This window comes from Brucella sp. NBRC 12950, assembly GCF_030268145.1.
In the GTDB taxonomy this organism is placed as follows: domain Bacteria; phylum Pseudomonadota; class Alphaproteobacteria; order Rhizobiales; family Rhizobiaceae; genus Brucella.
In genome coordinates, this window is sequence record NZ_BSQC01000005.1 from 131,667 (window position 1) to 150,784 (window position 19,118).

Sequence of the window (19,118 nt, forward strand, 5' to 3'; positions counted from 1 at the left end):
CATCGGGATTTTACATCACGGCAAATTGGTATAGGCCTACGTCCGGTTAAAAATGAGGAGATGACTATGGGTGGTTTTGCGTCGATCGGTGAGTGCATGATCGAGCTTTCAGGCAATGATGGCGATCAATGGCGCATGGGATATGCCGGCGACACGCTGAATACGGCCTGGTACATGCGCGCTCTGACCGAGCAATCATACCCCGTGGACTATGTCAGTGCCTTCGGAGAGGACGATTTCTCGCAGAAGCAACGGGCATTCCTTGCTTCCAATGGCATTGGCATTGCGCAAAGCCCGGTCATTCAGGGTGTACACCCTGGACTTTATGCGATCACGCTCAATGGTGCGGAGCGCTCATTTACCTATTGGCGTAGCGATGCCGCTGCAAAGCGCCTTGCAAGCGACCGTCAGGCGCTGAAGGCCAGCCTTGCCGGGCGCGATATGATTTATTTCTCCGGCATTTCGGTAGCAATTGTGTTTCCAGAACATCGGGAAACGCTTTTTGAAACCCTGCGCGAATGCCGCGCGGAAGGCGCGCTTATTGCTTTTGACCCCAATTTCCGCCACCAGCTTTGGCCGGATGGGGAAGAAGCGAAAAAGATCATCAGCGAAGCAATGAAGATCGCGGATATTGCCCTGCCGACCTTCCCCGACGAACAGGCACTATTTGGCGACGAAACCGCTCAAGCCTGCGCTGATCGGTTGATCGGATTGGGTGTGAAGGAAATCGTGGTCAAAGACGGCACCGAACCTGCGCTCATCATTGCCGATGGCAGACAAACGCTTGTTCCTTCTGTGAAAGCCAATGCCGTTGATACGACAGGCGCTGGCGACAGCTTTAACGGCGGTTATCTTGCTGCACGCCTCGAAGGCCTGTCACCTGTCGATGCTGCCCACAAAGCCCACGCAGTTGCGGCTCGGGTCGTTGAAATCCGCGGCGCGCTTGCTCCCATGGAAACAGCGCGCGCCGCTTATTCAGCGTGATTTAATCCCGCGAAAAAGTGAAATGGCTTGTCTGGGCGTAAACTTCGCCCGGACGGAGAATTGCCTGCGGCACGTATGGATATTCGAGAGAACCGGGCCAGACCTGCGGCTCAAGGCAAAAACCTGCATGTTTGCCGTAAGGCTTTCCGGTCAGACCAATGCAATCATTCGCCATCGTATTGCCCGCGTAGAACTGAACGCCAGGTTCTGTCGTCTCGATATCAAGCCTAATCCCTGAGCGAGCTCCTTTAACGGAAGCGCATGGCCGCAACGGGCCGCGCGCAGCCGTCATGCAGAAATTGCTGTCGTACTCGACCTGTTTGCCGTCCTCTTCGAAACGGATAGGGCGGAAATCCCGGAAATCATAAGCCGTTCCTTTGACCGGCAAAACACGCCCATCAGGAATCAGTGCCTCATCGACCGGCATATAGGCATCAGCCTCAATCTTGAGATGGTGATCTAGAATATCGCCTTCGCCGCCGTCGTCGAGGTTGAAATAGCTATGGTGCAAGAGATTGCAGACTGTTGGCTTATCGGTCACTGCTTCCAAACGCACAATCAATGTGCCTTTTGCGTTGAGCATATAAGTGCAGCTCACGTTGAGATTACCCGGAAAACCCATCTCGCCATCGGCCGCAAGCGTCGCAAGTGTCACGAAATCAGCACCTGAGCCGGTGATTTTCCAGACACGATTTCCGAGACCTTTGCTGCCACCATGCAGATTGTGGATTCCCTGAAAATTCGGCTCTACCTCATAGACCTTTCCGTCGAGCACAAAGCGCGCATTGCGGATGCGGTTGGAAAAACGGCCGGCAATCGAGCCTAAATGGGGCGAATGCGCCGGGTAGTCCGCAAAGTCACGATAACCTATGACCAAAGGGGCATCATGCCCTTGCATGCGGAGATCCTGTATGGATGCGCCCCATGTAATGATTTTTGCTTCAAGTGGACCGTTTGCGATCGTAAGCCGATGAACCGCCTGCCCGTCCGGTGCATATCCGAAAATTTCCGATGTCACTTTGTTCGCCCGTTTTGATGCATTTATGAGAGCCGCATCAAGCCGTATCATTTGAGCCTGCGCAAGAGGCATTCGCAGCAACACTGCCCCTTAGAATGCATTTTGATCTGAATGCATCAAATCAGCGCTTATACCAAAGCGGCTCAAGATGCTTGCGCTATCCACGCCTTGAAAAAATTCAATCGCCACTCGGGCTTAACCATCTCTATTTGAAGAATAATCTTATCGATACCCGCTTCGCCCCGATCAAATTACGACCCAATTTTATTCGGGGAATACAGAAACAAATAAATATTATTCCGTCATACGATAGTTTAAACTAACCATATCAATAATACTTACTTTATCTTCATTATATAAATTAGGATTTTTAGCAATGAAGGAAAATTTCCAAAAAGTTATACCCTATATTTTTAGTGAAGAAGGCGGCTATGTTGACAATCCTCGCGATCCCGGCGGCGCCACGAATATGGGAATTACTCTATCTACACTTTCCGCATGGGAAGGCCATACAGTTTCGGCTGCCGACGTGAAGAGCCTTTCAAGCTCAACCGCAACGAAAATCTACCAACAGCAATTCTGGAACAAGATCGACGGTGACAGTCTTCCGTCAGGTATTGATTATGCTGTGTTCGACTTTGCTGTGAACTCCGGCCCCGGAAGAGCTGCCAAAACATTGCAGGCCACCCTCAACATGCCCCAGGATGGGGTCATTGGCGTCAAAACGATTTCCGCCCTTTCCGGCCGCTCTCCCGAGGCGGTTATCAATGCGCTTTGCGATGCTCGCGCCGCCTGGCTTAAAGGATTGTCCACAGCTTCGACATTTGGCGCGGGCTGGCTGGCCCGGGTTGAACGGGTTCGGTCACGCGCATTGATGCTGGCAGCGACACCAACCGTAACAGAACTTGCAAAACCGAATGCCAACGCTTCACCCAAAGCAAAGCAATGTGATACGGCGGTTAAGACTGTGCTTAAACACCCCGAAGCACTGGGAACTCTGGGAAGTGCGGCATCAGGTCTCGCAGCCATCGCTTCCGGCAATGGACCGGTACAATATGCGCTCGCGATTGTGATGCTTGCCTGTACTGCGGTCGGGCTTTGGTACTTCATAAAGCGAGTAAGAAGCGAACCGTGAACAACTCTTTTCCAACAATATTTCAAAATTTTGTAATTCGCTTTATGTTGCGCTTAGCCTAGCAGGCACCTTATATGCGCAATTAACGCTCTGGCTATTGTGAAAGCAATATGACTTTCCCTATCGCCGGAAACACGCTAGACACGCGCAGATACTCAGACGCATGCCTGTTGAGGCATCGCCAAGAATAAAGGAATCGAAACTTGTCCTCTACTTTTGACAAAGTCGCCGACATCATCGCCGAAACCAGCGAAATCGACCGTGACACCATCACGCCGGATAGCCACACCATCGACGATCTTGGCATTGACAGCCTCGACTTCCTCGACATCGTATTCGCTATCGACAAAGCTTTCGGCATCAAGATTCCGCTGGAACAGTGGACGCAGGAAGTGAACGAAGGCAAGGCTCCGACCGAAGAATACTTCGTTCTGAAGAACCTCTGCGCCAAGATTGACGAGCTGGTCGCAGCCAAGAAGGGCTGAACAGCCACGCAAGCTGACGGTATTGAAGGGTGAACATCCGTGTTCGCCCTGATTCCGTTTCTGGAACAAGCAAGCATTCTTGAGCACAGCATTTACGGGCAGACCGAACCATGCAGAGCAATAAAGTCGTCATAACCGGCATTGGCATCATCTCCTCGCTAGGCGAAGGACTGGATGCGCATTGGAACGCTTTCTCCAAGGCAGGTACTGAACCTCGCCTCGAAAAAGAAAACTTTGCGCCTTACACAGTTCATCCGCTTGGCGAAGTCGACTGGGGTTTGCAAATCCCCAAGCGTGGCGACCAGCGCCAGATGGAGACATGGCAGCGACTTGGAACCTATGCGGCAGGCCTGGCGCTTGACGATGCGGGTATAAAAGACGACGAAGCGCTTTGCGCAAGCATGGATATGATCGTGGGAGCCGGTGGCGGCGAGCGCGACATTACTGTCGATATGCAGATCCTCGAAGAAGGTCGCACCAGCAACAATCGCGGTGTGATGCTGAACGAAAAGCTGTCGACGGAGCTGCGCCCTACCCTGTTTCTTGCCCAGCTTTCCAATCTGCTGGCAGGCAACATTTCCATCGTCCATAAGGTGACAGGTTCTTCCCGTACCTTCATGGGCGAAGAAGGTTCCGGCATCGCGGCGATTGAAACGGCTGCTGCGCGTATTCGTTCAGGCCAGAGCACCCATGCGCTGGTCGGCGGCTCTTATAATTCCGAACATTTCGACATGATTCTCGGTCACGAGCTTGGCGGCTTGCTCAAGCACGACGGCTGGGCATCGCTCTGGGAACGTGAAGGCAGCGCCGGTGGCGGCATGATTTCCGGCTCTGGCGGTGTTTTCCTCGTGCTCGAAAGCGCAGACCATGCGCAAAAACGCGGTGCACGCGCCTATGCAGAGATTGCCAGCATCGAAAGCGCGCAGATCCGCCGCGATGCGGCTGATCTTGCCAAAACCGTGCATGAATTGGTGCTCGCAGCCAATGGCGGCGCAGAGCCTGGCTATGTTGTCTCCGGCGCTTCCGGTGCACATGAAGCAACGGCCGCTGAAAAAGCAGCTCTTGAAGGCGTTTCAGCCGCATATCGCGGCGTTGCAAGCCTGACCGGCCACCTGCGCGAAGCGCAGTTCCCGCTGGCCTTGGCACTTGCAGCCATTTCCGTCTGGAAGGGCGAAGCGTTTGCTCCATCGGGCCCATCTGAGAAGGCCATAGACGGAGCCGTCAGTGAAGCCATCGTCACCACCATTGGCGCAACGCGCGCCGAAGGTGCTGCAAAGCTGGTGAGAGCATAAGATGACCAAATATACAGACCATCTCGGCCGTCCCATCGTTGCAATTACCGGTGCAGGCGTTGTTTCCTCCCTTGGACAGGGCAAGGAAGACAACTGGGCTGCACTGACCGGTGGGCGTTCCGGAATTCATAAAATCACACGCTTCCCGTCCGATAATCTCAACACGCGCTTTGCGGGTACTGTTGATTTTCTGCCTGAAAGCGAAGTTGGTGCATCGCCTCTTTCGGAAGCGCTTGCACGGCTTGCCGGTGAAGAAGCCCTCGCCCAGTCCGGTCTTTCAGTGACCAATTTCGGCGGACCGCTTTTCCTCGCAGCTCCTCCGGTTGAACTCGACTGGAAAAGCCGCTTTGCACTTGATGCCAGCATCAAGGATGAAGGCCCCGCAAGCTATCAGCTTCTGCTCGAAGCCTGCCGCCGTGCCCGTCAGGATGCCCTCTTCAATACGACGCAGTTTGGCTACATCGCCGAACGTCTGTCTGAGGCTTTTGGAACACGCGGCCTGCCGGTGACGCTGTCGACCGCATGTGCTTCGGGCGCAACCGCGATTCAGCTTGGCGTTGAAGCCATTCGTCGCGGCGAAAGTGATCGTGTTCTCTCAATCGGCACCGACGGATCGGTCTCGGCTGAAGCTCTGATCCGTTTCTCGCTGCTATCGGCGCTGTCCACGCAGAATGACAAGCCGGAAAAGGCATCCAAGCCATTCTCCAAGGATCGCGACGGCTTTGCCATGGCTGAAGGCTCCGGCGCTCTGGTTATGGAATCGCTTGAAAGCGCCATCGCACGCGGTGCAAAAGTGCTCGGCATTCTAGCTGGTTGCGGTGAAAAGGCTGATGATTTCCATCGCACCCGCTCCAAGCCGGATGCCTCACCGGCAATCGGCACAGTGCGCGCAGCACTTGCAGATGCGGGACTGACCGAAGATCAGCTTTCCTATGTCAATGCTCACGGCACTTCGACACCTGAAAATGACAAGATGGAATATCTTGCCCTTTCAACCGTGTTTGGTGAACGGCTTTCTTCGATCCCTGTTTCGTCCAATAAGTCGATGATCGGTCACACACTGACCGCCGCTGGTGCGATTGAAGCTGTATTCTCGCTGCTGACGATTGAAACCGGCACATTGCCTCCGACCATCAATTACGACAATCCAGATCCGGCAATTCCGCTGGATGTCGTGCCAAATGTTAAGCGTGATGGACAGGTTTCTGCCGTGCTTTCCAACTCATTTGGCTTTGGTGGACAGAACACGAGCCTTGTTTTGACGGCAAATCCGAATTAATCGGATCTGCAGTTATATATTCTCGGTAATCCCGGACAGCGAAACGCTGCCCGGGATTATGTCTTGAAAAGGATAAATTCATGCGCGCCCTACAGCTCCTCGACGATCGCCGCCTTGAAATGACCGATATTGCTCCGCCTGCCGCACCCGGCAATGGCGAAGTTACGGTCCGTATCAAGGCCGTCGCACTCAACCATATCGACGTATGGGGCTGGCGCGGCATGGCATTTGCCAAGCGTAAGATGCCACTGGTCATCGGTGCGGAAGCTTCCGGCGTTGTCGATGCAATCGGACCCGGCGTGTCGAATGTTCTGCCAGGCCAGCTAGTTTCGATCTATGGCGCACGCACCTGTGGTCTATGCAAGGCCTGCCGCGAAGGTCGCGATAATCTCTGTGAACACGTAGGCGGCGTTCATGGCTTCCATCTCGATGGCTTCGCCTGTGAAGCCGTTAATCTGCCAGCACGTCTGCTGGTTCCGGCTCCTCCCGGCGTTGACGCAATCGGCGCAGCTGTCGCTCCTGTGACCTTTGGTACGGTCGAGCATATGCTGTTTGACAATGCGAAACTCCAGCCGGGCGAAACCGTTCTGGTTCAGGCTGGCGGCTCCGGCATTGGTACGGCAGCAATCCAGCTTGCAAAGAAGATGGGCTGCACCGTCATCACCACTGTTGGCTCTGACGATAAGATCGAAAAAGCCAAGGCGCTGGGTGCCGATCACGTCATCAACTACCGCGTTGACCGCTTTGAAGGTGTTGTGCGCAAGCTCACCAAGAAGAAGGGCGTCGATGTCGTGTTCGAACACGTTGGTGCGGATACATGGGCAGGCTCGATGCTCTGCATGAAGCGCGGCGCACGTCTCGTCACCTGTGGTTCGACCTCTGGTGTTTCAACCAACATGAATCTGATGCAGCTCTTCCAGCAGCAGCTTAAAATCCTCGGCTCCTTTGGTTGCCGTATGGAAAACATGGCTGATGCGATGCAGAAAATGGCGCAGGGTGTTGTTCATCCAGTGATCGACACCATTGTCGGCTTTGACGACATCGGTACGGCTCTCAAGCGCATGGAAGGCCGCGACGTGTTCGGCAAGATCGTGTTGCAGATCGACTAAGCCTTTATGTTCAAGATTAAGCTTCTTCTCTTCAAATGGTCGCGTAAGCTCAAGCAGTTCAATTACTGGCTTTGGGCGCAGGCCGTCTTTATGGCTCTGGCTCTGCTGCGTCTCCTGCCTGCGAAAAGCGCAATCCGCTTTTCTGCATGGTTCGCACGCAAGGTGGGACCACTGACGCCACGGCACAAGGTGGCAACCAACAATCTGCGCCTTGCCTATCCTGAGAAGAGCGATGCTGAAATTGAAAAGATCGCCGTCGAAATGTGGGATTCGATGGCGCGTCTTTTCGCGGAATATATCTTTCTCGATGCGATCTTCGATTTTGATCCCAATGCAACCGAGCCCGGTCTTATCGAAGTTGACGGCATTCCGATTTTCGAGCGCCTGCGTGACGAGAAAAAGCCGCATATCTTCTTCACCGCGCATACCGGCAATTTCGAGCTTCTGCCGATCTGTGCCGGTACGTTCGGCCTCGATGTAACAGCCCTCTTCCGCCCACCGAACAATCCCTATATCGCGAAGACCGTTCTCAAAGCACGCAAAACAAATATGGGTCATCTGGTGCCATCAAAGGCCGGTGCCGCATGGTCGCTGGCGCGTGTTCTGGATGCTGGCGGTAATGTCGGGATGCTGGTTGACCAGAAATTCCAGCGTGGCGTTCCCTCCACCTTCTTTGATCGCCCTGTAAAAACCAATCCGTTGCTCGCAAAGCTCGCGCGACAGTATGATTGCGATGTTTATCCGGCACGCTGTATCCGCCTGCCTGGCGGTCGATATCGGCTTGAGCTGAAAGAGCGCATGGAGCTGCCACGCGACGAAAAAGGCGAGATCGATATCGCCGCGACCGCGCAGCTTCTCAACGATACCGTTGAGGAATGGGTGCGCGAATATCCTGGCCAGTGGATGTGGTTCCACAAGCGTTGGGGCTAGAGACTCAATATCTGCGTTCGGTCAAAACTGGCCGGACGCATTTTTATTTTATGATGTGAAAACATCCTGCAAGGGAGACAACCATGCGTCCTATCGCTATCGCCCCATCCATTCTTTCGGCCGACTTTGCGCGTCTGGGAGAAGAAGTCGATGCCGTGCTTGAAGCCGGTGCCGACTGGATCCATATCGACGTCATGGATGGTCATTTCGTGCCGAACATCACGTTCGGTCCGCAGGTGGTGAAAGCAATTCGCCCACGCACCAAGGCTTTCTTCGACACGCATCTGATGATCGCGCCTTGCGATCCATATCTTGAACCATTTGCGGATGCGGGCTGCGATCTCATTACAATCCACGCAGAAGCTGGTGCACATACGCACCGCTCGCTCCAGAGCATCCGCGCTTTGGGCAAAAAGTCTGGTCTGGCGCTCAATCCAGCAACCCCTGTCGAAGCATTGACCAACGTCATTGATGACGTTGATCTCGTTCTCGTCATGACGGTCAATCCGGGTTTTGGCGGCCAGAAGTTCATTGCGCCGATGCTCGACAAGATCAGCCAAGTGCGTGAGATGATTGGCGACCGCCCGATCGATATCGAAGTGGATGGCGGCATCACGCCTGAGACTGCCGGATCGGTTGTTGCAGCCGGTGCAAACATTCTCGTTGCGGGTTCTGCCGTTTACAAAGGCAACTCGGTTGAGTGCTATGCCGCTAACATCAAAGCCATTCGCGAAGCAGCAGAAGCTGCACGATAAACTGAAGCCACTTTTCCGGGGGAGTGCGTTGAGCTGAGCATCAGGCTCTGCTAAACACCGTGCATTCCCTTTACCCAAGACCTGCAGCCCGGCAGACGGGCCGCCAAAACAGGATATGCCCATGATCCCGCGCTATTCCCGACCAGAAATGGTCGCCATCTGGTCTCCCGAAACCAAATTCCGCATCTGGTTCGAAATTGAGGCCTATGCATGTGAGGCGCTTGCCGAACTCGGCGTAATCCCGAAAGAAGCCGCAAAGACCATCTGGGAAAAGGGTGATGCCGCCAAGTTCGACGTTGCGCGCATCGACGAAATCGAAGCCGTCACCAAACATGACGTCATCGCGTTCCTTACGCATCTGGCAGAATTCATCGGCCCAGACAGCCGCTTCGTGCATCAGGGCATGACCTCGTCGGACGTACTCGACACCACGCTCAATGTGCAGCTCGTTCGCGCAGCTGATCTGCTGCTCGCAGACATGGATCGTGTGCTTGCAGCGCTTAAGAAGCGTGCATTTGAACACAAGGATACCGTTCGTATCGGCCGCAGCCATGGCATCCATGCAGAGCCAACCACAATGGGTCTGACTTTCGCACGTTTCTACGCCGAAATGGAACGTAACCGCGCGCGTCTTGTTGCAGCACGCGCAGAAATCGCGACGGGCGCTGTATCGGGCGCTGTTGGCACCTTTGCCAATATCGACCCACGCGTTGAAGAATATGTCTGCGAAAAGCTCGGTCTCGAAGCAGAGCCAGTTTCAACGCAGGTTATTCCGCGCGACCGTCACGCCATGTTCTTTGCAACTCTCGGCGTCATCGCTTCGTCGATTGAGAACGTAGCCATCGAAATTCGCCACATGCAGCGCACGGAAGTTCTGGAAGCAGAAGAGTTCTTCTCGCCCGGCCAGAAAGGCTCGTCGGCGATGCCGCACAAGCGTAACCCTGTTCTGACCGAAAACCTGACCGGCCTCGCCCGTCTGGTTCGTATGTCGGTTGTGCCTGCGATGGAAAACGTCGCTCTCTGGCATGAACGCGATATTTCGCATTCGAGCGTTGAACGCGCAATTGGCCCAGACACCACCATCACGCTCGACTTCGCGCTGAACCGTCTGGCTGGCGTTGTAGAGAAGCTGGTGATCTACCCGGAAAACATGCTGAAAAACATGAACAAGTTCCGTGGTCTTGTGCATTCGCAGCGCGTTCTGCTAGCACTCACACAGGCTGGCGTTTCGCGTGAAGATTCTTACCGCCTCGTGCAGCGCAATGCCATGAAGGTCTGGGAACAGGGTGCAGACTTCCTCGAAGAACTGCTCGGTGACGCGGAAGTGCGTGCAGCACTTTCCGAAGAACAGATCCGTGAAAAATTCGACCTTGGCTATCACACCAAGCATGTAGACACGATTTTCAAGCGCGTTTTCGGCTGAGATTTAGGCTCTGGCGGCCTGCAAATCGCGTGAATTTTTTAAAACCGCATAATTTTCTACGAAAAGTCTGCAACTTTTCGGGATTATGCGGAGCGCTTCCGGTGCTCACGTACCTAAAAGTACGCTCCGCTCCGGTTCTCGAAAGCCACGATTTTCGGCACGCCATAACCAAAATCACTAACGCTGATAAATTGAATCTGCAAAAAGCCCCATGTTTCTGTAAACATGGGGCTTTTTATTATTTCGGATTAGGCGCTCTTTTTGATCGTATTGATCACATTGCCCCATGGGTCTTCAAAGACGTGGTTGTTACCGCCACGCGTATCTTCCATTTCGACCCATGCAAGACCCGTGCGATCCTTATCGCGCATGCCAGCACCTGAACTCTGCCAGGCATTAGCACCAATGTGATGGTGATAGCCGCCAGTGGACAGAAACACGGCCTTGTCGCCATAGGTCTGAACAGTGTCAAAGCCCAGCTGCTGATGCCAGAAGGATTCCGCATCCTTCGCATTGCCAACGCGCAAGTGAACGTGACCAACAACCGTGTTCTGCGGTGCACCGTTCCATTCACCACCTTCACGATCAATAAGGTCGAGAAGGTTCTTCACGTCGAGCGCCTCGGTGCCCATATTCACGCGATCACCATTCCACTGCCACGTATTGTGTGGACGGTCGGAATAGATCTCAATGCCGTTGCCTTCAGGATCAGTCAGATAGATTGCCTCGCTGACATTATGATCAGACGCACCGGCAACAGGCAGCTGCTTGTCGATGGCGCGGCGCGACCAGCGGGCGAGATCGCCACGAGTCGGCAGCAGGAAAGCCGTGTGGTAGAGACCAGCGCTGCGTGGATCATCAGGCTTGGCAGCCGAAAACTGTTCGATTTCCATCAATTCACGGTCGCCCGCACCCAATACAATGGAAGCGCCACGACGCGTCATTTCACGCAAGCCCACCACATCGCGATAATACTCAGCCAGGGTTTCTGCATCGCGCGCCTTTAAGCCAATGCGCGCCACGCGTACCGGTGTCGTCATAGCAAAAGGCAAAGGAGCGCTCTTTACAGTGGCAGCGGTCGAACCACCCTTATCAGCAGCGGCCATCTTCAGTGTTTCAGTCATTTCATTCTCCTTCGGCGGCATTTCTGCGCGCGCGGAAAGAATATTGCTCATGACGGCAGCACCTGCAGAACCAAGTATCGTTCTTCTGCTTATCGTCATGGCCGTCAAATCCTCTCCGTAATTATCTTCCCGCTAAAGATCACAATTTAGCGAGTGTTTCACAAGATAGCGATCAGCGAACAAGCTGTTCATCATTTGCGACATCTAAGTTCTTTTTGACGCGCTATAGCTGAGCTTGAAGATGCGTTGAAACGGCTCTAAATAGGGGGCATGAAAGTCAAAGACGCAGATATTCTTATCATCCCCGGCTACACCAATTCCGGACCTGATCATTGGCAGACGCGCTGGGAGAATAAACTCTCGACGGCACGACGTGTCGAACAGGCCGAATGGTCGAAGCCAGTCAAAGACGATTGGGTGGCACAGCTGGTCAAAGCAGCCAATGAGACGACGAAGCCGATCGTGCTTGTTGCTCATTCGCTTGGCGTTGCAACTGCGCTTCACGCTCTTCCGCAAATTCAGCACAAGGTAGCCGGTGCTTTCTTTGTAGCGCCTCCCGATGTGTCGAACGAAAAGATCCGGCCAAAGCACCTGATGACATTCGGCCCTTATCCGCGTGAGCGCCTGCCATTTCCGACGATTACCGTCGTCAGCCGCAATGATCCCTTCTCAAGCTTTGAAGCCGCAGAAGATATCGTGAAGGACTGGAGTGCGCTGCTCATCGATGCAGGCGATGCAGGTCATATCAATTCGGAATCCGGACATGGCCCGTGGCCGGAAGGCTCAATGGTTTTTGCTGAATTTATGACCAATCTTCAGCCGCCAAAAATGCATTGAATCAAAGAGTTATCCAATTTTCTGATCAAATAGATTCAGAACGGTTTTGAAAGCGGCAGATTGAATGATCTGCCGCTTATTTATTTAAGCCCGGACAGCGTCAACGAGCGTTTTTGCGCCAAGACGCAGATAGCCGCTATCGTTTCCAAGTGTCAGGAACTGGAAGCCAAGCGGGATGTAGCGCCGTGCAAACTCTGCTGACGGCGAATAAATGCCAGCGAATTTTCCAGCAGCTGCGGCCTTACGAGCGATGGTGCTCACTGGCTCGATGATCGCTTCGGAATCCGGATTGGCTTCACGGCCATTGCTCCAGGCAATCGAGAAGTCGGCAGGACCTACGAAAACGCCATCGATACCGCGCACGTCAAGAATCGCATCCAGCGCATCATAGGCATCGCGCGTTTCGATCATGGCGAAAGCCAGCGTGTCCTGATTGGCGGTTACGAGATAATCGTTCGAGCCCGGCGCTCCGTAATCAGCATTGGCGCGGAAAACACCCCATGAACGCTCGCCAATCGGCGGGTATTTCATTGCGGCTGCAAACTTACGCGCGTCTTCAACCGAGTTGATCATTGGCGCAATCACTGCCTGTGCGCCAAAATCGAGCGCGCGGCTTGCCATATCGAAGCGACCAACCGGGATACGAACGACTGGCGGCTTACCAGCATTGAGGATCAATCCGAGACTGCGCAACACGCTCTGCTCATCATGGCCGCCATGCTGCATATCAAGCGTAACCGCTTCAAAGGAGCTGTGCGCCAGAACTTCAACTGTCAGTGCTTCCGGTAGAGATGACCACGCAGAAAGAACTGTTTCTCCGGCACGAAGACGCGAAGACAAAGACATGCTTATTCCCCTGCATTACAAAAAACTAAGGGCGGAAACGCATTTTGCATTTCCGCCCTTTATACTACGAGTTAGTCTTTCTGAACCTGCTGGATCGCTTCCTCAAGGAAAGCAAACATTTTCTCGCGAATAGTTTCGTCCGTTACCTTCACATCTGCCGCATCAAAATCGGCGCGTAGTTTGCGGAAAACGTCTTCATCGCCAGCTTCTTCAAAGTCAGCGGCAACAACTTCACGAGCATAGGCATCAGCGTCTGCATCGTGCTTGCCAAGAAGCTGTGCGGCCCAGAGGCCGAGGATCTTGTTACGGCGAGCCTCTGCCTTGAAGCGAAGTTCTGCATCCAGTGCGAATTTGCTTTCAAATGCGTTGCGGCGATCATCCATGCCAGTGGCCATTCATACAACTCCCAAGACTTTAAGTTATGTGAGATCGTCAACCGTTCTCTTGCCTAAAGCTGGCAAGGGGCGCAAGATTATACAAGAGCCAAAAGTCACTTTATTGATTTATCTGGCTCTGAAACGCTTAAAACGGGGGAACGGGTACAAAGCAGGATTGTTAAAAGCCCACAATTGCTATACGTAGCCCGCGAGAATAGCGGCAAAAGCCGATCATCACATTTTTGGAAATCCGAGAAAAGCCATGAACCGTCGCCGCCGTATTTACGAGGGCAAGGCCAAGATTCTTTATGAAGGCCCTGAACCCGGTACTCTTGTCCAGTTCTTCAAAGATGACGCAACCGCGTTCAACGCGAAGAAGCATGAAGTTGTTGACGGAAAAGGCGTGTTGAACAACCGCATCTCCGAGCACATTTTCACCCAGCTGAACCGCATTGGTATTCCAACCCACTTCATCCGCCGCCTCAACATGCGTGAGCAGCTGATCAAGGAAGTTGAGATCATCCCGCTTGAAGTCGTTGTTCGCAACGTCGCCGCAGGCTCGATGTCCAAGCGTCTGGGCCTCGAAGAAGGCACGGTTCTGCCCCGCTCGATCATCGAGTTCTATTACAAGGCAGACGCCCTCGATGACCCAATGGTCACCGAAGAACACATCACCGCTTTCGGCTGGGCCAGCCCGCAGGAAATCGACGACATCATGGCTCTCGCCATCCGCGTCAACGACTTCCTCACCGGTCTGTTCCTGGGCATCGGCATCCAGCTTGTTGATTTCAAGATGGAATGCGGACGTCTGTTTGAAGGCGACATGATGCGCATCGTCGTTGCCGACGAAATTTCGCCAGACTCGGCGCGCCTTTGGGATGTCAACACAAATGACAAGCTCGATAAGGACCGTTTCCGCCGCGATATGGGCGGGCTGGTTGAGGCCTATCAGGAAGTAGCGCGCCGTCTCGGCATCATGAACGAGAACGACACGCCCCGTCCTTCCGGCCCTACGCTTGTGAAGTAAAGATCCGCACAGCCCGGTAACTCGCGTTCCGGGCTGTTTTCATTGTTGTTAAATTAAATCAGCAGGAACTACAGAGTGATCAAGGCACGCGTCACCGTTACACTGAAAAACGGCGTTCTCGACCCGCAGGGCAAAGCTATTGTCGGCGCGCTCGGCAGCCTGGGCTTCGAAGGCATCAATTCCGCCCGTCAGGGTAAGGTCTTCGATCTCGAACTCGAAGGCTCGGACAAGGCGAAAGCTGAAGCCGAAATCAAGGCCATGTGCGAGAAGCTGCTCGCCAACACGGTTATTGAAGATTACGCAATCGTCATCGCCTGACGCGCTGCGGCTTAAGTATAGTTTTTTGCGCGCCTTCACACCGCTTCACAGCGGGTTTGAAGGGCACTCAAATTCAAAGAGACGTAAAACGCCATGAAAGCAGCAGTCGTTCTTCTTCCGGGCCTCAACCGTGACCGCGACATGATTGCGGCCATCACTAAGATTTCCGGTCAGGCACCAATCACCGTATGGCAGACAGACACGAGCATCCCCGATGATGTCGATCTGATCCTGATTCCCGGCGGTTTCTCTTATGGCGATTACCTGCGTTGCGGTGCAATTGCAGCGCGTATGCCGGTAATGCAGGCCATTCGCGAGAAGGCCGACAAGGGTGTCATGGTTATTGGCGTCTGCAACGGCTTCCAGATTCTCGTCGAAGCAGGAATGCTGCCGGGTGCGCTGATGCGCAACACGTCGCTGAAGTTCGTCTGCCGCGAAGTGAAGCTTGAAGTCAGCAATGCGAATACCTCGTTCACGCGCGGTTATCAGCCAGGCCAGATCATCCGTTGCCCGGTTGCCCATCATGACGGCAACTATTTTGCTGATGCAGAAACACTGAAGCGCGTCGAAGGCGAAGGGCAGGTTGTGTTCCGTTATGCAGACGGCACCAATCCGAACGGTTCGGTCAATGACATTGCGGGCATCGTCAATGCGCGCGGCAATGTTCTCGGCATGATGCCACATCCTGAAAACCTGATCGAAGGTGCACATGGCGGCGATGACGGCCGTGCACTTTTTGCAGGCGCATTGGGTATCGCAGCTTAAAGCTTTAAAGCTCGACCAAGCAGATTAAATGGCCTTCGTTGCATAACGGAGGCCATTTTTTGTTGCCCAAACCAGATGCACAATTGAGGCCGCAAAAGAGAACAGTCCTTTCAGGACCTAGAGCATAGTTCCTTAAAATCGACTCGATCTAGGATAAAATTATGCGGTAAAAACAGAGATTTAGAGCGATCTTTCTGATCCAATAAGGCACACGACACTCTGGAGCAGTCCCAGTTGATATCGAAGCGTTGAAACCTCTCGATATTTTTGTTTCTACGCGCATCTCGCTTCGAAAACCGATCCCACTTTTCGGAATGCGCTCTAGCGCCACGCACAAAATCGTGGCAGCTTGATCGATAGATACTTCCTGAGTAAACCGAATCGGGGAACGATATCGATGCAGTTATATTCACGCCCACTCTCCCCCTATTCCGCTTTTGTGCGCGGTGTTCTTTATCTCAAGGAACTGCCGTTCAAACCTATTAACCTCCCCTATCCATTTCCCGAAGACTTCATTCATGTGACACCTTTAAAGCGTGTCCCGGTGCTGATTACCGGCTCTGGCGAGACATTGTTTGAAGCAGCTGTCATTGCGGAATATCTGGAAGACCATTTTCCGGACACTCCCGTTCTGCCGGGCACCCCGCGCGAGCGCGCTCTGATCCGCCTTCTGGCGCGTGTGACGGAGCTGGAAGTTCTCGGCCCTGCGATGAAACTCTTCATTCTTCAGAGCAAACCTGAAAGGGACGAGGCCACTATCGAGCGGCTGTTTACCAAGCTCCACAAAGGCTTGAGCGTGGTTGAATCACGTCTCACCGATCACGATTTTGCACTCAACGATGCGCCGACACTTGCTGATGCATGGCTGCTGCCAGTACGCTTCCTCATGGAGCCGCTCAAGAAGCTTTCGGGGAAAGACGATTTGCTGGCTGCTTACCCAAAATTCGACACATATGCGGTGAAAGCAAAGCAGGACCCTGCGTTCGAACTCATATGGAATGAGATGAGTGACGGGTTAAAGGCTTTCATGCCGCAGCTTGCCTGAATTATCCCGTCCAATAGAAAGCGCATTTCTGAAAATGCGCTTTAACAAATTGTTTCTATGCGTTTATCGGCAAGCCACTCTTTTGTTGGTCTTGCCGAAAACGTTCTTATGGAGCCTTCCTTGAAGAACAAGACCATTGCGCTCGTTGCACTGCCTGCTCTGGCACTCTTTGCAGCCTGCACGCCGAAACCGACGCCTCCTACTCCCACAAGTGTTAGCAAAGCAGCCTTGGCAACCATGGAGCGGATCGCTGTGGGAGCGAATAGCTGTTGGTTCAAATCCAATGATAAGGATTTTCGCGGCTATGCATTTGCGCCGGAACTTAATTCTTTTTCAGGGCGTCCACGTATGTTGGTGGTTCCTGCTCGAAATCTGGCAGGACGCCCGCTCCTGGTTGTGCAGGCAGAAGGCAATCCAGCACGCATTGAAGCCTTTGGCCCGATGATGCAGCAGGGTCATAACAGTCGTATCAGTGCTGACATTAATCGTTGGGCATCGGGCCAAAAAGGCTGCTGACGTTCAAATTTAACGGATGTGGAAACGGACCTTGCGCGATTCCACATCTGCCTCGTTCCGCGTAATACCTATATCGCGAAGCTGCTCGTCCGTCAGATCAATCAATTCAATGCGGCTGCGGCGCAGCATGAGACGCAGAGAGCACCATTCAATGAAACGCTGCCAGACAGAACGAGAAGCATAACAAATATCGCTTTCCCTTGTCTGGATTGTATCAATTGTATCTATTTCATCGTGCTTAACTGACGTATATGTCATAGCAAAGAGCCTTTTAAACTGGGCTTAGCCGATATTATGCATCAATCTGATGCGTGAAACGTAAATACAATTGACTCAAATATCGGTACAATGCTTATATTGCGACCATGACAAATTGGCTTCCCGACCTCACCGGAAAATCCGGCCCGCTCTATCTTCAACTCGCTGACGCAATTGAAGAAGCGATCGCCCTTGGAACTTTGCCTGCGGGACAGAAGCTACCGCCGCAACGCAATCTGGCTTATGATCTGAAGGTGACAATCGGTACAATCGGGCGCGCCTATGCTCTCGCGCATGAGCGTGGACTTGTAACCGGCGAAGTTGGTCGCGGAACTTATGTGCTTGGCAGGACCGACGGCAAGAATGCGCCGCCTGCCTATTCGAGCGATGGCATTGCTGGCACACGTATTCAGGACGCACCACTCGACAAGGGACGCTTCGATACGACGGCAGCTCCTGACGTCGGACAAAATACGATACTTGAGCCGCTGATTGCGTCTGTCATTCGCAATTTCCCGCATGAGGTTGTCAACTACACGCGACATTTCCCGCAACATTGGCTTGAAGCCGGACGCCAATGGCTCAATCAAGAAAACGCTCCTGCCGATGCGAGCAATATTGTTATCACCAACGGCGCACATGCTGGTGCAATTGCGGCGATTACGGCTTTCACCTCGCCCGGCGACAGGATTGTTTTTGAAGATCTCACTTACACACAAGTGAGCCGGTCCGTGAAAATTGCCGGACGCCGCGTCGCGATTGCTGCAAGCGATGAATATGGCATGATCCCGGAAGAATTTGAGCGGGTCTGCAACCAGCAGCACCCGACAATGGCGTTTCTCATGCCAAGCATCCACAATCCAACGCTTGCGACCATGCCCTATGAGCGCCGAGTGGCGATTGCCAATATCGCGGCACGACACAATGTCTGGCTCATTGAAGATGACACATACGGGGTTATGACCCGGTCAAATATCCCGAAGATTGCCGATATTGCACCAGAACGCACATTTCTTCTCGGCAGTCTTTCAAAGGCCGTAACGGCTGGCCTGCGCTGCGGTTGGGTGGCCTGCCCGCCGCATTGCGCGCAACGTTTACGCGTGACCCACAAGCTGATGACGGGCGGCGTTTCGTTTCTGCTCGCTGAAACTACCGCACAGATGGTACTTTCAGGTCAGGCGAATGCCCTGTTGGACAAGTGCTCGGCTGAAATCGAATGGCGCGAGCAATTGGCCCGCAAGGTCTTCGCCGGTTACGACTTTGTTTCTTCACCGCATGTTCCGATCCTCTGGCTGAAACTGCCGGAACCATGGCTTGCCAGTACATTCAAAGCAGCCGCCTATGAAAATGGACTACTGATCGACGATGAAGACGAGTTCAAAGCCGGGCGCATTGATCGAACTTACCACCGGGTTCGTATTGCTTTTTCCTCACCGACGGATCGTAATCTGATCGAAAATGGCTTCGCAACTTTGCGGCAATTGCTGGAAAATGAACAAGTAGGCTATGAAGGCAGCATTTGAGCCGGGAAATCGGCATTTTCCTGTCGCGCTTCCAACAGAGTTAGGTTAAAGAGGCCCCTTGAAACCTTAGGT

At 53.4% G+C, this 19,118-nt stretch carries 21 protein-coding genes; 16 read left to right on the forward strand and 5 right to left on the reverse strand.

Features of this window, described 5'->3' with window-relative positions:
• Positions 1 to 66 precede the first annotated feature (66 nt).
• Complete coding sequence (locus QSJ70_RS10140) at positions 67 to 984, forward strand: sugar kinase (RefSeq protein ID WP_285536131.1); 918 nt, start codon at positions 67 to 69, stop codon at positions 982 to 984.
• 1 nt (position 985) lies between these two features.
• Here QSJ70_RS10140 and QSJ70_RS10145 read toward each other — a convergent pair whose 3' ends face one another.
• On the reverse strand, positions 986 to 2,002 hold the full coding sequence (locus QSJ70_RS10145; protein WP_285536133.1) for an aldose epimerase family protein: 1,017 nt from the start codon (positions 2,000 to 2,002) through the stop codon (positions 986 to 988).
• 376 nt (positions 2,003 to 2,378) lie between these two features.
• Between QSJ70_RS10145 and QSJ70_RS10150 the strand changes: the two genes are divergently transcribed.
• From QSJ70_RS10150 to purB, 8 genes are all read left to right on the forward strand, one after another.
• Complete coding sequence (locus tag QSJ70_RS10150; protein ID WP_231193953.1) at positions 2,379 to 3,137, forward strand: glycoside hydrolase family 108 protein; 759 nt, start codon at positions 2,379 to 2,381, stop codon at positions 3,135 to 3,137.
• Between the two features lie 203 nt (positions 3,138 to 3,340).
• On the forward strand, positions 3,341 to 3,622 hold the full coding sequence (locus QSJ70_RS10155) for an acyl carrier protein (RefSeq protein WP_007874646.1): 282 nt from the start codon (positions 3,341 to 3,343) through the stop codon (positions 3,620 to 3,622).
• 110 nt (positions 3,623 to 3,732) lie between these two features.
• Positions 3,733 to 4,914 (forward strand): beta-ketoacyl-ACP synthase, encoded by a 1,182-nt coding sequence (locus QSJ70_RS10160; RefSeq protein WP_064320497.1) that lies wholly within the window; start codon positions 3,733 to 3,735, stop codon positions 4,912 to 4,914.
• 1 nt (position 4,915) lies between these two features.
• Entirely contained in the window at positions 4,916 to 6,193 is a 1,278-nt protein-coding gene (locus tag QSJ70_RS10165; protein WP_079211782.1) for a beta-ketoacyl-ACP synthase, read from the forward strand.
• A gap of 80 nt (positions 6,194 to 6,273) precedes the next feature.
• The gene (locus QSJ70_RS10170) at positions 6,274 to 7,302 is read left to right on the forward strand and encodes a zinc-binding dehydrogenase (protein ID WP_064320495.1); all 1,029 of its coding nucleotides are present in this window, start codon (positions 6,274 to 6,276) and stop codon (positions 7,300 to 7,302) included.
• 6 nt (positions 7,303 to 7,308) lie between these two features.
• Positions 7,309 to 8,232, forward strand: a complete 924-nt coding sequence (locus QSJ70_RS10175) for a lipid A biosynthesis lauroyl acyltransferase (RefSeq protein WP_285536140.1) — start codon at positions 7,309 to 7,311, stop codon at positions 8,230 to 8,232.
• An 83-nt stretch (positions 8,233 to 8,315) separates the two neighbouring features.
• Positions 8,316 to 8,987, forward strand: a complete 672-nt coding sequence (rpe, locus tag QSJ70_RS10180; protein ID WP_285536142.1) for a ribulose-phosphate 3-epimerase — start codon at positions 8,316 to 8,318, stop codon at positions 8,985 to 8,987.
• 121 nt (positions 8,988 to 9,108) lie between these two features.
• On the forward strand, positions 9,109 to 10,410 hold the full coding sequence (purB, locus tag QSJ70_RS10185; protein ID WP_007874633.1) for an adenylosuccinate lyase: 1,302 nt from the start codon (positions 9,109 to 9,111) through the stop codon (positions 10,408 to 10,410).
• Between the two features lie 248 nt (positions 10,411 to 10,658).
• Here the strand turns inward: purB and QSJ70_RS10190 are convergent, their stop codons facing one another.
• Positions 10,659 to 11,516: a VOC family protein gene (locus QSJ70_RS10190; RefSeq protein WP_285536443.1), complete on the reverse strand. Its 858-nt coding sequence runs from the start codon at positions 11,514 to 11,516 to the stop codon at positions 10,659 to 10,661.
• Between the two features lie 288 nt (positions 11,517 to 11,804).
• On the opposite strand from QSJ70_RS10190, the gene QSJ70_RS10195 reads away from it, so the two are divergent.
• On the forward strand, positions 11,805 to 12,371 hold the full coding sequence (locus tag QSJ70_RS10195) for an alpha/beta hydrolase (RefSeq protein ID WP_285536144.1): 567 nt from the start codon (positions 11,805 to 11,807) through the stop codon (positions 12,369 to 12,371).
• An 84-nt stretch (positions 12,372 to 12,455) separates the two neighbouring features.
• Here the strand turns inward: QSJ70_RS10195 and QSJ70_RS10200 are convergent, their stop codons facing one another.
• Both QSJ70_RS10200 and QSJ70_RS10205 read right to left on the reverse strand, forming a co-directional pair.
• Complete coding sequence (locus QSJ70_RS10200) at positions 12,456 to 13,223, reverse strand: HpcH/HpaI aldolase family protein (RefSeq protein ID WP_181152453.1); 768 nt, start codon at positions 13,221 to 13,223, stop codon at positions 12,456 to 12,458.
• A 65-nt stretch (positions 13,224 to 13,288) separates the two neighbouring features.
• Positions 13,289 to 13,612: a DUF1476 domain-containing protein gene (locus tag QSJ70_RS10205; protein ID WP_007874628.1), complete on the reverse strand. Its 324-nt coding sequence runs from the start codon at positions 13,610 to 13,612 to the stop codon at positions 13,289 to 13,291.
• A gap of 244 nt (positions 13,613 to 13,856) precedes the next feature.
• Here QSJ70_RS10205 and purC point away from each other — a divergent pair, with 244 nt between their 5' ends.
• The 5 genes from purC to QSJ70_RS10230 all read left to right on the forward strand — a co-directional run bounded on the left by purC (position 13,857) and on the right by QSJ70_RS10230 (position 17,265).
• A complete protein-coding gene (gene purC / locus QSJ70_RS10210) occupies positions 13,857 to 14,621 on the forward strand; it encodes a phosphoribosylaminoimidazolesuccinocarboxamide synthase (RefSeq protein WP_007874627.1) in 765 nt (254 codons plus the stop codon).
• Positions 14,622 to 14,696: 75 nt separating this feature from the next.
• Positions 14,697 to 14,939: a phosphoribosylformylglycinamidine synthase subunit PurS gene (gene purS, locus QSJ70_RS10215; protein ID WP_079211779.1), complete on the forward strand. Its 243-nt coding sequence runs from the start codon at positions 14,697 to 14,699 to the stop codon at positions 14,937 to 14,939.
• A gap of 93 nt (positions 14,940 to 15,032) precedes the next feature.
• Positions 15,033 to 15,704, forward strand: coding sequence for a phosphoribosylformylglycinamidine synthase subunit PurQ (gene purQ / locus QSJ70_RS10220; protein WP_064320489.1), 672 nt, complete (start codon positions 15,033 to 15,035; stop codon positions 15,702 to 15,704).
• 397 nt (positions 15,705 to 16,101) lie between these two features.
• Positions 16,102 to 16,749 carry a glutathione S-transferase family protein gene (locus tag QSJ70_RS10225; protein WP_064320488.1) on the forward strand — a complete coding sequence of 216 codons (648 nt, stop codon included), beginning with the start codon at positions 16,102 to 16,104 and terminating at the stop codon, positions 16,747 to 16,749.
• 120 nt (positions 16,750 to 16,869) lie between these two features.
• Positions 16,870 to 17,265, forward strand: a complete 396-nt coding sequence (locus tag QSJ70_RS10230; protein WP_194778822.1) for a hypothetical protein — start codon at positions 16,870 to 16,872, stop codon at positions 17,263 to 17,265.
• Positions 17,266 to 17,274: 9 nt separating this feature from the next.
• Here QSJ70_RS10230 and QSJ70_RS10235 read toward each other — a convergent pair whose 3' ends face one another.
• Positions 17,275 to 17,523: a DUF1127 domain-containing protein gene (locus tag QSJ70_RS10235; RefSeq protein WP_194778821.1), complete on the reverse strand. Its 249-nt coding sequence runs from the start codon at positions 17,521 to 17,523 to the stop codon at positions 17,275 to 17,277.
• Between the two features lie 107 nt (positions 17,524 to 17,630).
• Between QSJ70_RS10235 and QSJ70_RS10240 the strand changes: the two genes are divergently transcribed.
• Positions 17,631 to 19,046 carry an aminotransferase-like domain-containing protein gene (locus tag QSJ70_RS10240; protein WP_113498603.1) on the forward strand — a complete coding sequence of 472 codons (1,416 nt, stop codon included), beginning with the start codon at positions 17,631 to 17,633 and terminating at the stop codon, positions 19,044 to 19,046.
• Positions 19,047 to 19,118: the final 72 nt, after the last annotated feature.